The organism is Serratia sp. Sp408 (assembly GCF_057180665.1).
Window position 1 is genome coordinate 1,563,308 of sequence record NZ_JBXUFT010000001.1, and the last position, 12,783, is coordinate 1,576,090.

Consider the following 12,783-nt stretch of genomic DNA (forward strand, 5'->3'; position numbering starts at 1 on the left):
TATCAGGCTTGCCCGCAGCGGGTGATTCGCGTAAAACTGTCAGCCGCAAATCTTGCCACTCACAACCCATTCACTGGACGATATGTTTCAAGATAACCCGCTGCTGGCGCAGCTTAAACAGCAACTTCACTCTCAAACCCCGCGTGTTGAAGGCGTAGTAAAAGGGACTGAGAAAGGCTTTGGCTTTTTAGAGGTCGATGGCCAAAAGAGCTATTTTATCCCGCCGCCGTACATGAAAAAAGTCATGCATGGCGACCGCATCGTCGCCACCGTCCACACCGAGAAAGAACGTGAAATCGCCGAGCCGGAAACCCTGGTCGAGCCATTCTTGTCACGCTTTGTCGGTCGGGTACAGAAGAAAGACGATCGCCTGTCAATCGTGCCGGATCACCCGTTGCTGAAAGATGCGATTCAATGTCGTCCAGGGCGTGAACTGACACATGACTTCCAGGCCGGCGATTGGGCGGTGGCGGAAATGCGTCGACACCCGCTGAAAGGTGACCGTAGCTTCCATGCCGAGCTGACTGATTTCATTACCAACGCCGACGATCACTTTGCGCCATGGTGGGTCACGCTGGCACGACATAATCTCGAAAAGGAAGCGCCAGAAATGGCGGCTACCCATCAGCCGACCGCCACTCTGGCGCGTGAAGATCTGACCGGTCTGGATTTTGTCACCATCGACAGCGCCAGCACCGAAGATATGGATGATGCGCTGTTTGTTCAGGAGAACGCCGACGGTACCCTGCAACTGACCATCGCTATCGCCGACCCGACCGCCTTCGTCGATCAGGGCAGCGCGCTGGATGACATTGCCCGCAAACGCGCCTTTACCAACTACCTGCCGGGTTTCAACATCCCGATGTTGCCGCGCGACCTGTCCGACAATCTGTGCTCGCTGCGCGCCAATGAGCGTCGCCCGGTACTGGCTTGCCGCGTGACCATCGCCGCTGACGGCGCGTTGGGCAGCGATATCCATTTCTTCGCCGCCGAAATCGAATCGAAAGCCAAACTGGTGTATGACGAAGTCTCCGACTGGCTGGACGGCATTGCCGGCTGGCAACCGCCAAGCGAGGCTATCGCCCAGCAGATTACCCTGCTCAAGCGGGTCTGTGATGCGCGCAACGGCTGGCGTCACCAGCATGCGCTGGTGTTCAAGGATCGGCCGGACTATCGCTTTGTCCTCGGCGAGAAAGGCGACGTGCTGGACATCATCACCGAGCAACGTCGTACCGCCAACCGCATCGTTGAAGAGTGCATGATTGCCGCCAACGTCTGCGCCGCCGTGGTGCTGCGCGATCGTCTGGGGTTCGGCATCTACAACGTGCACACCGGCTTCGACCCGGCGCTGGTGGAACAGGCAGTCAGCGTACTGCAGGCCAACGGGGTACAAGCCGAGGCCGAAAAACTGCTGACGCTGGAAGGCTTTTGCGAGCTGCGCCGTCACCTTGACGCACAGCCGACGCAATTCCTCGACAGCCGTATTCGCCGTTTCCAGACCTTCGCCGAAATCAGCACCGAGCCGGGCCCGCACTTTGGCCTCGGGCTGGAAGCTTACGCCACCTGGACGTCACCCATCCGTAAATACGGCGATATGGTCAACCACCGCCTGCTGAAAGCCATTATCAGCGAACAGGCCGCGCAGAAACCGCAGGAAGCGATCACCGTCCAATTGGCGGAGCGTCGCCGTCTGAACCGGATGGCGGAACGCGACGTCGGCGATTGGCTGTATGCCCGTTTTCTGCAAGACAAGGCCGGCACCAATACCCGCTTCAAGGCGGAAATCATCGACGTCACCCGCGGTGGACTGCGTGTCCGTTTGCTGGAAAATGGCGCCGTGGCGTTCATCCCTGCTCCATTCATCCACGCGGTGCGCGACGAGCTGGTGTGTAGCCAGGATACCGGCACCGTGCAGGTGAAAGGCGACGTGGTTTATCGCCAGAGCGACAGCCTGCAAGTCACCATCGCCGAAGTGCGGATGGAAACCCGCAGCGTGATCGCCCGCCCGGCACCATAACCGCCCACCCACTACGCTGCTTGTCGGGCGCCTTTATGGCGCCCGATTTTTTCCGTGGCATCCGTCACGCGCCCCGCCGGCCAAGGTGACCTCATCATCTTGTTTTTTCACTAATACTCGCCTGAGCTCACATTTCTTATCCGTGCGGTTTCTCTTCGTGCGTAAACCTCCTATTTTTAACTTGGTGTTTACCTTCATAACAACATTGATGACCTCTCTCACTACTCTGCACACCAAGGAGTTGTTAACCATGAAGAACGTCAAGTCCGGAATAATCTGGCTAGCGGTGGCGTTGGTCGGGGCGTTTGCCTTCGCGATGCTGGCACTCAGCCGCGGCGAGCATGTCAACGCGGTCTGGCTGGTGGTGGCGTCCGTTGCCTGTTACAGCATTGCCTATCGGTTTTATAGCCTGTTTATCGCCAAAAACGTCTTCGAACTGGACGATCGACGGCTGACGCCGGCAGAGCGCCGCAACGACGGGCTGGATTACGTCCCGACCAATAAATGGGTACTGTTCGGCCACCACTTCGCCGCCATTGCCGGTGCCGGTCCGCTGGTAGGCCCCATTCTGGCGGCGCAGATGGGTTTTCTGCCAGGCACCATCTGGATCCTGGTTGGCGTGATGATGGCCGGTGCGGTGCAGGACTTCCTGATCCTGTTCATTTCCACTCGGCGTGATGGCCGCTCGCTGGGCGAAATGGCCAAGCAGGAACTTGGCGCCTTCGCCGGCGTGATCACCATGCTCGGCGCGCTTGGCGTGATGATCATCATCCTGTCGGCACTGGCACTGGTAGTGGTCAAAGCACTGGCCGACAGCCCATGGGGCCTGTTCACCATCGCCGCTACTATCCCGATCGCACTGTTTATGGGCATCTACATGCGCTTTATCCGCCCGGGGAAAATCGCGGAAATTTCGGTGATTGGCTTCGTGCTGATGTTGCTGGCGATTATTTACGGCGGCAACGTGGCGCAGCACCCCTACTGGGGACCGTTCTTTACCCTGCACGGCACTACGCTGACCTGGGTTCTGGTGATTTACGGTTTTGTCGCGTCGGTACTGCCGGTGTGGTTGCTGCTGGCGCCGCGCGATTACCTGTCCACCTTTATGAAAATCGGCGTGATCATCGGTCTGGCGCTGGGGATCGTGTTTGCCATGCCGGAGCTGAAGATGCCGGCGGTATCACGCTTTATTGACGGTACCGGACCGGTATTCGCCGGTGCCCTGTTCCCGTTCCTGTTCATTACCATCGCCTGCGGCGCGATTTCCGGCTTCCATGCGCTGGTCTCCAGCGGCACCACGCCGAAACTGGTTGAACGCGAAAGTCACATCCGCTTTATCGGTTACGGCGCCATGCTGATGGAGTCCTTCGTGGCCATCATGGCGCTGATTTGCGCCTCGGTGCTCGATCCTGGCGTGTATTTTGCCATGAACTCACCGGCGGCGCTGATCGGCACCACGGTGGAAAACGCCTCGCAGGTGATTAACGGCTGGGGCTTTATCGTGACCCCGGAAACACTGGCGCTGATCGCCAAAGACGTCGGCGAAAATTCGGTGCTGTCACGCGCCGGTGGCGCGCCGACGTTTGCCGTCGGCATGGCGCATATCATCAGCGAGGTATTCAACAGCCGTGGGATGATGGCGTTCTGGTATCACTTCGCCATTCTGTTCGAAGCGCTGTTTATCCTGACTGCCGTCGACGCCGGGACCCGCGCCTGCCGTTTTATGGTGCAGGATCTGGTCGGCGTGGCGGTGCCGCGCCTGGCCAACAACCGTTCCTGGTTCGGCAACCTGGCTGGCACCACGGTGGCGGTCGCCGGCTGGGGGTTCTTCGTCTATCAGGGAGTGGTCGATCCGCTGGGCGGGATTAATACCCTGTGGCCGCTGTTCGGCATCGGTAACCAGATGCTGGCGTCAATGGCACTGATCCTCGGTACCGTGGTGTTGTTCAAAATGAAGAAGCAGCGCTACGCCTGGGTGACCATTGTGCCGACGGTGTGGTTGTTCATCACCTCGATGACCGCCGGCTGGCAGAAGATTTTCCATGAGAAACCGAGCATCGGTTTCCTGGCACAGGCGAACAAGTTCTCGGCCGGCATTGAGCAAGGCACCCTTATCGCACCGGCCAAAACGCTGAAAGATATGGAAACCATTGTGTTCAGCAATCAGATTAATGCCGCGCTGTGCGCTTTCTTTATGCTGGTGGCGGTAACGATGCTGGTTTCTGCCTTCTTCGTGATACGCAGAGCATTGAACTCCAGTATCCCGACGGTGAAGGAATCGGAGGTGACGCTGCGCGAACAAACCGGACGCCTTTGAGCTGCGGCATTAACAAGGGCGCCTTCGGCGCCCTTGCTTTATTTAACCATTGCCATCTGTTCGCGCATCGCCGCCCTGGCCTTGACCCGCCGAGACCACATGGCGGTGATGATTGGCACCAGCACCGAGGTGACGATCACCGAGGTGGCCACCAAGGCGGTGGCTGCCGGCGCAACCGCCTTGAACTGCGGCACCATTTCAGCAATCAATACCGGCGTTGCCACCGCCGCGCCGGCCGAGCTGGATGCCGCCACCCCGGCGGTACCGTCCCCACCGCCGATCAGTTTGTCAGCAATAATCAACGGGATACCGGTAATGATAATCACCGATACCCCCAGCAACACCCCCAATAGGCCGGTTTGCGCGATGACGCTCAGATCGATGGTGTTACCCAGCGCGAAAGCGAAGAACGGTATCAGGGCTTGCACCGCCTTGCCGAAAAATTCGCGCAGTTCCGGATCGAGATTGCCCAAGGCAAAGCCCACCAGGAACGGCAACACGGCGCCAACGAACACCTGTGGTTCGAACGAGGCGATGCCGGCAGTGCCCAGTATGATCATGGTCATCAGCGGGCCGGATTCCAGCGACATCAGCACAAAGGCGCCGGCTTCCTCTTTGCTGCCGTATTGCTGCATGATCGAGGCGTACAGGCCACCGTTGGTCATATCCATCGCCGCGACCAGGGCCAGCGTTGACAGTCCGGCAAAGAAGCCGATCTCTACGCCGTTCTCTGGCAACAAACGCGACGCTACCGCTGCCACCAGCCAGGCTACGGCGATTTTGGTGACCACCAGCGTGCCCGACTTGCGCAATACGGTGCCGGTGGCGCTCAACTTGATCGAGGCGCCCATGCAGAAGAACCATACCGCCAGAATCGGCACGGTGCCGGAAATCAATCCGTTGGTGAACGAGCCGAAATACTTGCCCGCCCCCGGCGCGAAGGTGTGACACACCGCGCCAATGAACAGCGGCACCAGCATCATGCCGCCTGGGATCTTGTCTATCGCACGTTTGATCTGCATTACCTACTCCACTTTAATTTGAACGGGTTACAGCAACGCATCGCCGACAGCCACCGACTTGGGCAGACTTCGTTGATGATTTCGTTGCGCAGATTAACTGTTCAATTGCTGAATTAAAGTGATCGGACGCATAATATCAAAACGCAGTTTCAATATTTAAGGTTAATCGTTTTAAAATAAAGACCAGCGACAATAAAGGCGGCAAGAGCCGCCTGTAGCTATCCTCTCACCCCTTAGCCAAGCAGATGGGTACCAAACGCGTTCTGCCAATCCTGTTCAAAGGTCGCAACCGCGGCGTCCACCGCCGGCGTGGCAAGCAACTGCTCCGCCACCCCGACAGGCAACGTCAGCGACTGGCAGCCGGCCAGCATGCATTCCAGTGCCTGACGTGGCGTTTTGAAACTGGCGGCCAGCACCTTGGCATGCGGAGCATGCAACGTCAGCAACTGCTGCAGTTCGCGTACCATGACGATACCGTCTCCCCCCTGGGCGTCGACGCGGTTAACGTAAGGTGCTACATATTCGGCGCCGGCCAACGCCGACAACAGCCCCTGTGCCGCGCCGTAAACGGCGGTCCCCAACGTCGGGATCGACATGCTCTTCAGCTTCTTGATTGCCGCAAGCCCCTCGGCGGTGGCCGGAACCTTGACGATCAAACCCGGTACGCGCTGGTGCAACAGCACCGCATCCGCCACCATGCGTTCGGCATCGCCGGCCATCACCTGGGCGAACAATTTGCCGGTTCCGCCCAGCGCGTCGCGCAACGCCGGCAACACCTCCCAAATCGGTTTTCCTGCTTGTGCCACAATGCTTGGATTGGTGGTCACACCGTGCAGTGGCAGCACGCGCGCCAGACGTTTCACCGCGCTAACATCGGCGGTATCAAGGTAAAGCTCCATTTAAGCCTCCTGAATCGTAATGGGTTTATCCGTGTTCACACCATCATAAGCGATAGTGGCGCGCACGCGCTGATTAATGCGCTGGCACTCGCTGCCGCCAACGCCGAACGGCGCGGCATCGACGGGCTATACCGGCGTGCGGCCAGTCGACCCTAAACCGGCTATGGGCAACTTCTTGACCCATATCATAATTTAGTGATACGCATGGCTGGAAATTCGCTTATCTTTACCGCATTATCCCTTAATGCGTCGATACCGTTATCGCGTGAACAAAACTGATTATTTATACTTTTATCTTTGCGGCCGCCCGTTGGCAATCGCACCATCAGGTCATTATGAATTCAAGACAACAAACCATTTTACAGTTGGTCAACGATCGTCGGCGGATTAGCGTCGGCGAGTTGGCTCGCGCGGCTGGCGTCTCCGAGGTCACCATCCGCCAGGATCTGACCCTGCTGGAAAAGCGCAGCTATCTGAAACGCGTACACGGTTCGGCACTGGCGCTCGAAAGCGACGATGTCGATGCGCGCATGATGTCCAACTTCATCCTCAAGCAAAAGCTGGCGCAATATGCCGCCACGCAGATCAATGACGGCGAGACGGTTTTTATCGAAAGCGGCAGCGCCAACGCCCTGCTGGCACGCTATCTGGCCGAGCGCAAGCACGTCACGCTGATCACCGTCAGCCATTACATTGCCAATCTGCTCAAGGAGACCGAGTGCGAGGTGATCGTACTCGGCGGTATCTACCAGAAAAAAAGCGAAACCGTGGTTGGTCCGCTAACCCGCATGTGTATTCAGCAGGTGCATTTCAACAAGGCGTTTATTGGCATTGACGGCTACCATGCAGAAACCGGCTTCACCGGTCGCGATATGATGCGTGCTGACGTGGTAAATGCAGTGCTGGAGAAAGGGGTGGAAAACATCATCCTGACCGATTCGTCCAAATTTGGTCAGATTCAAGCCAATCCTTTAAGGCCGTTGGCCAAAATCGGACGCGTGATCACCGACTCACGCCTGTCGCTGGATTATCAGCATCAGTTAAAGCGCAGCGGTATTGCCTTCGATCTGGTCAACGAATAACGACTTCGGGCATAGCCTATGCCCGAGGTCACTGAGGCTGTTTACTGGCCATAGTAGGCGTTTTTACCGTGCTTGCGCAGGTAATGTTTATCCAGCAGGATTTGCTGCATCTGTGGCAAACCGGGCACCAGCTGGCGCGAAAAAATCCCCATATAGGCTATTTCTTCCAGCACCACCGCATTATGCACCGCTGTGTCAGCGTCTTTTCCCCAGGCAAACGGGCCGTGAGAATGCACCAGCACCGCCGGTACCGCTGCCGCATCCAACTGACGCTGGTTGAAGGTTTCAATAATCACCCGGCCGGTTTCCCATTCGTAACGACCGTCGATTTCGTCGTCGTACATCAGACGGGTACAGGGAATGTCGCCATAGAAATAATCGGCATGGGTGGTGCCCCAGGCGGGAATGTCCAGTCCGGCCTGCGCCCAGATGGTGGCATGACGAGAATGGGTATGCACAATGCCGCCAATCGATGCGAAGTCGAGATACAGTGCGCGATGGGTGTCAGTATCGGAAGAGGGTTTTTTACTGCCCTCCACCACCTTGCCGCTTTCCAGTTCAACCACCACCATGTCATTGAGCGTCATTGCCGGGTATTCAACGCCGGAGGGTTTTATCACCATCAGGCCCGACTGGCGGTCGACGCCGCTGACGTTGCCCCAGGTAAAGGTGACCAGATTATGGCGCGGCAATGCCAGGTTGGCCTCCAGCACCTGTTGTTTTAGTTCGTTAAGCATCGGCTGTTCCTCAATCGCGTATTCTTGACCTATTGTCAAAGGCGACGGCGGTGGCAGGTATGGCAAAATTAGCTAAAGACCGCGCAGATTTCTGCTGGAAAAGCGTTTCTGCGCACTCGATGCCCCTAGCCTGCTTCCTCCGGTGACGGATTGCCGATAAAAAGCACAAATCACGCGCAGTTAATAAGGAATTTAAGACTTTTTACCTGTGAATATTTGTGTAGGTATTTATACTAATTAACGGCGGCAACACTGCCGTCAGGTTTTATTTATTTGGCTTTTAGCAAAAAATGCCAAGTTTTATTTCGATACTGTATGGGTGTTAGTAGCAGGCTTATTTGATGGATCACGCCTATACTTATTAAGGCACTTCCATATAGCCAATGCTAAGGAGAAGTCATGATGATTATCACTAAACGTTTTGCCACAGCCGCTCTGGCTATTACCCTGGCGTTTTCATTGAGCGCCTGTTCCAACATGTCCAAACGCGACCGTAACACCGCAATCGGTGCCGGTGCCGGTGCAGTCGGCGGTGCAGTGCTGACCGATGGTAGCGCATTGGGGACGTTGGGGGGTGCCGCAGTCGGTGGGATCATCGGTCATCAGGTCGGCAAATAAGCCGCTGATGGATGAGACCACTGCCGCAAAGGCGGGCAAAAGCGATAACGCTTTGACGCATTAACGAGCAATAACAATTTCAGGTCTGTCTACATTTTGTCTGCGGTGTCTTGCTGCAGACTCGGGTTAACGCCCAAGCAACACCCAATGCCATGCCGCAGTGATGTACTGCGGCATGGCCACAGCGCTTAACCGCCTGCCAGTTTGACTTTCATGCCCTTGGCTTCAAGCAGCTGTTTGAGCAGATCGCGTTTATCACCCTGGATTTCGATCACACCGTCTTTAAGCGAACCGCCGCAACCACACTTTTTCTTCAGCTCCGCCGCCAATTTTTCCAATCCGCCGTCATCCAGATCGACGCCGGAAATCAGACAAACGCCCTTGCCCTTACGGCCGCTGGTTTGACGCTGGATGCGTACCACACCGTCACCTTTGGCGCGCTGCGGCTGCGGTTCCGCTTCCTTGATGCATCCGCCGTCGGTGGAGTATACCAGTCGGCTATTGTTATCATTCATCGCACGCTCCTTTACGCCAATGAGGCGCGAATGGCGGCCAGCGTCGCGGCCGGATCGGCTGATTGGGTGATTGGCCGGCCAATCACCATGTAATCGACACCGGCAGCCAACGCCTGTTGCGGCGTCATCACCCGGCGTTGATCGCCGGCGGCACTGCCTGCCGGGCGGATGCCCGGCGTCACCAGCTGAAATTCGCGACCACAGGCGGCCTTCAGTCGTTCAGCCTCCTGCGCGGAACAGACTACGCCATCCAGACCGCAATCGCGCGTCAGGCGAGCCAGACGCTCCGCCTGCGCCGCCGGCTCGAGATCGATACCGACGCCGCGCAGATCGTCGGCCTCCATGCTGGTCAGCACGGTGACCGCAATCAGCAACGGCGCGTCGGCGCCATAAGCTTGCAACGCCTCTTTGGCGGCGGTCATCATGCGCGCACCGCCGCTGGCATGCACGTTGACCATCCACACACCCAGTTCGGCGGCGGCAGCCACCGCGCGCGCGGTGGTATTGGGAATGTCATGGAATTTCAAATCCAGAAAGACGTCAAAGCCACGCTGATGCAGGTCGTTGACCAACTGTGGCCCGAACAGCGTAAACATCTCTTTGCCCACTTTTAACCGACAGTGTTGCGGGTCAATGCGATCGGCAAAGGCCAGCGCCGCATTTTTATCGGCGTAATCCAGCGCAACGATAATCGGCGACGATTTTAAGCCCTTGTTATTGGTTTTATTTTCCGACTTCATTTGTTCACCCTTCTGTAAAATGGACATGGATGGTCATCACCCGTAAAAACCGACCGCCGCATTCTACATGCCAGCCCGTCGAAATCCCAGCCGCAACCGTGCTGACGATAAAGGTAATCTTACGCCACTTTCCGTCATTGCCGGTCAGGAAGCGTTTTTAGCTAGCTCACCCGCTGTAAAGCAGCGTCAAGATGGGTAAATTTTCAATCAAATTATTTGATAAAGATGCTCAGCAATATCCGGTTTTATTCTTTATTGGCTGCTATATCATTTAACTCATCGGAAGAAAGTCGCTTCCCAACTGAAAAATACATCTGGAGCCAATTATGAAAAACATCAAATATTTTGCAGCAGCTGCCGTTATCGCCATGACTTCGTTTGCTTCCGTTGCCGCCGAGCCGGTTGATATGACTCAGGCAGAAAACCTGACCGCCGCAGGCGTCGTCTCTGCTGGCCACGCGTCGACCCTCAGCGGTCTGGAGGCCAAGCTGGCCGCCAAGGCGCAAGCCCAGGGAGCCAGCGGCTACCGCATTACCTCAACCACCGGTAACAACCTGATGCACGGTACCGCAGTTATCTATAAATAATATCTGTTGGTATAGGGCCCGAGTCGCTGGGCCCTACCTGATTCGCCCTCGCCGTTCCCCGCCCCGCCAAATGTTACATATATATTAAATTTTTATTACACACTAGACAGTGAAAGGTTACTGGCTTAGCTTGAGATCTTCTAATCGCAGAAAGGCTTCAAAATGAGCGAGATATCGACACTGACTATTAAAATTCCTCTGGAATTAAAAGAAAAAATCAAAGCTGCGGCTCTGGAGAGTCAACTCTCGTTAAGTGCCGAAGTATGTCAACGCCTGGAAGACAGCTTTGCAGTAGCAGTCACTGCCGATGCGGCCAGCAAAAAAGCAGGCGCGCTGCACCACGGCGAAATTGATAATCAAGAAACCGAAGAAGCCATCGAACAGCCGTTAAGCCAGAAAGAACTCAAGAAGTTGCGCCAACTGTTAAAAACCGGCGTGAAGAACAGCAAGAAGAAATAAGCAAAGAAGATAAAACGGGGCGAAGATTCGCCCCGTTTTTTATTGACCATCCAGACCGCGGATCGGTTTCACCGACGCCCAGGCGCGGCACGATGGACAATGCCAATATAGCGAGTGGGCGGTAAAGCCGCATTTGTGGCAGCGATAACGTGGTTTGGTGCGGATCTGTTCGCCAACCATATCGCGCAGCAGCAACAGACTCTCTTTGGCGCGCCCGTCCTCGGCATCCGCCAGGTGGTAATCCATCAGGTGATAGAACACCCGCATGGTGGGGTGACGTTGCAGCTGTCGATTGATATAGACCTGCACCACCTCGCGCCCTTCATGCTGTTCGATGATTTCGGCCAGCATCAGTTCGGCAGTGGCACCGGTGTTCTCTTCCACGCAACGTTTGAGGAATTCAGCCCATGCGCCCTGCAACTGCGGCAACTGCTCATAGCATTCGTGCAGCATCGGCAGCGTTTCGCTGACCAGTTCCTTGTCCTGATCCAGCACGCGCTTGAGTGATTCTACCGCTTTACCGAACTCTCCCTGCGCCATATAGATACGGCCGAACATGATCGAAACGCGTGCGCACTGCTTGTCCGCCGACGCGGCGCGCTTCAACAGGCTCATCGCCTTGTCGAGATCGTCGCTGCCCATCGCCTGCAACGCCAGTTCGCAGTAGAAGTGCGCAATTTCAATGCGTTGTTTGTCTTTACCCAGTTTGACCAGCCTTTCCGCCACGTCAATCGCCTTCTGCCAGTCGCTGGTCGCCTGATGGATGACCAGCAGCTGTTGCAGTGCGGAAATACGGAAGTCGGTTTCGTCGGTCAGTTGGCTGAACATATCCTCAGCGCGATCGTACAGCCCGGCGGCCATATAATCGCGACCGAGCTGCTGCACCGCCAGCAAACGCTGTTCGAAGGTCAATGAGGCGCTTTCCATCAAAGCCTGATGGATACGAATGGCGCGATCGACTTCGCCGCGCGAACGGAACAGGTTACCCAACGTCAGGTGAGCCTCGACGGTGTTACTGTCCTCTTTCAACATATCGAGAAACAGATCGACCGCTTTGTCCTGCTGGTTGGAAAGCAAGAAGTTGACCCCGGCGACGTATTCGCGCGACAGTCGGTTGGCCTCTTGCTGTTTATCCTGCTGAGCGCTTCTGCGGCCCATATACCAGCCATAGGCGGCGGCGACGGGCAGCAACAGAAACAGCAGCTCTGACATAGAAGATTATTCCTTGCTGACAACGGGCTGAGCCGCTGGGTCAGCAGGCGATTCAAGCTGCAGTTCCAGCCTTTTGATCTTGCGTTCGGCGCGGCCCAGCGCAATGCGCGTACGCAGATAAAACAGGCCGCAAATAATCCAGCCGAGCACAAACCCGGTACCGAACAACGCAGCCAGCAGCGTAGAGACGCGATAATCGCCCTGCGCAACCAAATAGTTAAACGTCACGACCTGGTCGTTATGCGCACCCAATGTGACGGAAATCACGAAGATCACCAGAACTAGCAAAAAAATAAGCAAATATTTCACATTCTTTCCCGCGATGCCGAGTTAATCGGATGAATTATGCCCATACGTGGCGTCCCTAACCATTAAGTTAGCATTTCCCATCGCGGCAGGGAAACCCTGGCGTGCGATAAATCCTTGGCGATGGTGGCATATTCAGCAATAAATAACCCTCCCGTATAAATTAATGAGAAAGCTTCTCAAAAGGCGGGGTTTATCAATAATAGATGGGGGCGAAAAGACAGATTGCAACCGAGGGATACCGCAACGCCGATGACGTCGCGGTTTTTGTG

Annotated in this window: 13 protein-coding genes; 6 read left to right on the forward strand and 7 right to left on the reverse strand. The window is 56.2% G+C overall.

What is annotated here, in order from left to right:
* The first annotated feature begins 82 nt into the window (after window positions 1–82).
* Together AC2AXP_RS07335 and AC2AXP_RS07340 are read left to right on the forward strand one after the other, a co-directional pair.
* A complete protein-coding gene (locus tag AC2AXP_RS07335; protein WP_004962570.1) occupies window positions 83–2,017 on the forward strand; it encodes an exoribonuclease II in 1,935 nt (644 codons plus the stop codon).
* Between the two features lie 250 nt (window positions 2,018–2,267).
* Complete coding sequence (locus AC2AXP_RS07340) at window positions 2,268–4,334, forward strand: carbon starvation CstA family protein (protein ID WP_039992075.1); 2,067 nt, start codon at window positions 2,268–2,270, stop codon at window positions 4,332–4,334.
* Between the two features lie 38 nt (window positions 4,335–4,372).
* Here AC2AXP_RS07340 and kdgT read toward each other — a convergent pair whose 3' ends face one another.
* Both kdgT and fsa read right to left on the reverse strand, forming a co-directional pair.
* Window positions 4,373–5,356 (reverse strand): 2-keto-3-deoxygluconate transporter, encoded by a 984-nt coding sequence (gene kdgT / locus AC2AXP_RS07345; RefSeq protein WP_004962557.1) that lies wholly within the window; start codon window positions 5,354–5,356, stop codon window positions 4,373–4,375.
* A gap of 233 nt (window positions 5,357–5,589) precedes the next feature.
* Window positions 5,590–6,255 carry a fructose-6-phosphate aldolase gene (gene fsa / locus AC2AXP_RS07350; RefSeq protein WP_004962555.1) on the reverse strand — a complete coding sequence of 222 codons (666 nt, stop codon included), beginning with the start codon at window positions 6,253–6,255 and terminating at the stop codon, window positions 5,590–5,592.
* 335 nt (window positions 6,256–6,590) lie between these two features.
* On the opposite strand from fsa, the gene AC2AXP_RS07355 reads away from it, so the two are divergent.
* The gene (locus AC2AXP_RS07355; protein ID WP_004962546.1) at window positions 6,591–7,337 is read left to right on the forward strand and encodes a DeoR/GlpR family DNA-binding transcription regulator; all 747 of its coding nucleotides are present in this window, start codon (window positions 6,591–6,593) and stop codon (window positions 7,335–7,337) included.
* 41 nt (window positions 7,338–7,378) lie between these two features.
* Here AC2AXP_RS07355 and araD read toward each other — a convergent pair whose 3' ends face one another.
* Entirely contained in the window at window positions 7,379–8,074 is a 696-nt protein-coding gene (araD, locus tag AC2AXP_RS07360) for an L-ribulose-5-phosphate 4-epimerase (protein WP_039992074.1), read from the reverse strand.
* Between the two features lie 399 nt (window positions 8,075–8,473).
* Here araD and osmB point away from each other — a divergent pair, with 399 nt between their 5' ends.
* The gene (gene osmB / locus AC2AXP_RS07365; RefSeq protein ID WP_004962538.1) at window positions 8,474–8,692 is read left to right on the forward strand and encodes an osmotically-inducible lipoprotein OsmB; all 219 of its coding nucleotides are present in this window, start codon (window positions 8,474–8,476) and stop codon (window positions 8,690–8,692) included.
* Between the two features lie 188 nt (window positions 8,693–8,880).
* Here the strand turns inward: osmB and yciH are convergent, their stop codons facing one another.
* Together yciH and pyrF are read right to left on the reverse strand one after the other, a co-directional pair.
* Window positions 8,881–9,207, reverse strand: a complete 327-nt coding sequence (yciH, locus tag AC2AXP_RS07370; RefSeq protein ID WP_484381528.1) for a stress response translation initiation inhibitor YciH — start codon at window positions 9,205–9,207, stop codon at window positions 8,881–8,883.
* A gap of 11 nt (window positions 9,208–9,218) precedes the next feature.
* Window positions 9,219–9,947 (reverse strand): orotidine-5'-phosphate decarboxylase, encoded by a 729-nt coding sequence (gene pyrF / locus AC2AXP_RS07375; RefSeq protein ID WP_182646443.1) that lies wholly within the window; start codon window positions 9,945–9,947, stop codon window positions 9,219–9,221.
* Window positions 9,948–10,273: 326 nt separating this feature from the next.
* Between pyrF and bhsA the strand changes: the two genes are divergently transcribed.
* Together bhsA and AC2AXP_RS07385 are read left to right on the forward strand one after the other, a co-directional pair.
* The gene (gene bhsA, locus AC2AXP_RS07380; RefSeq protein WP_004962530.1) at window positions 10,274–10,534 is read left to right on the forward strand and encodes a multiple stress resistance protein BhsA; all 261 of its coding nucleotides are present in this window, start codon (window positions 10,274–10,276) and stop codon (window positions 10,532–10,534) included.
* A gap of 162 nt (window positions 10,535–10,696) precedes the next feature.
* A complete protein-coding gene (locus AC2AXP_RS07385) occupies window positions 10,697–10,993 on the forward strand; it encodes an Arc family DNA-binding protein (RefSeq protein WP_088499702.1) in 297 nt (98 codons plus the stop codon).
* A gap of 39 nt (window positions 10,994–11,032) precedes the next feature.
* Here the strand turns inward: AC2AXP_RS07385 and lapB are convergent, their stop codons facing one another.
* A complete protein-coding gene (lapB, locus tag AC2AXP_RS07390; protein WP_004962525.1) occupies window positions 11,033–12,205 on the reverse strand; it encodes a lipopolysaccharide assembly protein LapB in 1,173 nt (390 codons plus the stop codon).
* 6 nt (window positions 12,206–12,211) lie between these two features.
* Window positions 12,212–12,514, reverse strand: coding sequence for a LapA family protein (locus tag AC2AXP_RS07395; protein WP_004962523.1), 303 nt, complete (start codon window positions 12,512–12,514; stop codon window positions 12,212–12,214).
* Between the last annotated feature and the right edge of the window lie 269 nt (window positions 12,515–12,783).

Excerpts from the sequence above, each read along its gene's own strand:
- AC2AXP_RS07355 (WP_004962546.1), top strand. The coding sequence starts at position 6,591 with ATGAATTCAAGACAACAAACCATTTTACAGTTGGTCAACGATCGTCGG.
- osmB (WP_004962538.1), top strand. The coding sequence starts at position 8,474 with ATGATGATTATCACTAAACGTTTTGCCACAGCCGCTCTGGCTATTACC.
- AC2AXP_RS07340 (WP_039992075.1), top strand. The coding sequence starts at position 2,268 with ATGAAGAACGTCAAGTCCGGAATAATCTGGCTAGCGGTGGCGTTGGTC.
- bhsA (WP_004962530.1), top strand. The coding sequence starts at position 10,274 with ATGAAAAACATCAAATATTTTGCAGCAGCTGCCGTTATCGCCATGACT.
- yciH (WP_484381528.1), bottom strand. The coding sequence starts at position 9,207 with ATGAATGATAACAATAGCCGACTGGTATACTCCACCGACGGCGGATGC.
- kdgT (WP_004962557.1), bottom strand. The coding sequence starts at position 5,356 with ATGCAGATCAAACGTGCGATAGACAAGATCCCAGGCGGCATGATGCTG.
- pyrF (WP_182646443.1), bottom strand. The coding sequence starts at position 9,947 with ATGAAGTCGGAAAATAAAACCAATAACAAGGGCTTAAAATCGTCGCCG.
- AC2AXP_RS07335 (WP_004962570.1), top strand. The coding sequence starts at position 83 with ATGTTTCAAGATAACCCGCTGCTGGCGCAGCTTAAACAGCAACTTCAC.
- AC2AXP_RS07385 (WP_088499702.1), top strand. The coding sequence starts at position 10,697 with ATGAGCGAGATATCGACACTGACTATTAAAATTCCTCTGGAATTAAAA.
- lapB (WP_004962525.1), bottom strand. The coding sequence starts at position 12,205 with ATGTCAGAGCTGCTGTTTCTGTTGCTGCCCGTCGCCGCCGCCTATGGC.
- fsa (WP_004962555.1), bottom strand. The coding sequence starts at position 6,255 with ATGGAGCTTTACCTTGATACCGCCGATGTTAGCGCGGTGAAACGTCTG.
- araD (WP_039992074.1), bottom strand. The coding sequence starts at position 8,074 with ATGCTTAACGAACTAAAACAACAGGTGCTGGAGGCCAACCTGGCATTG.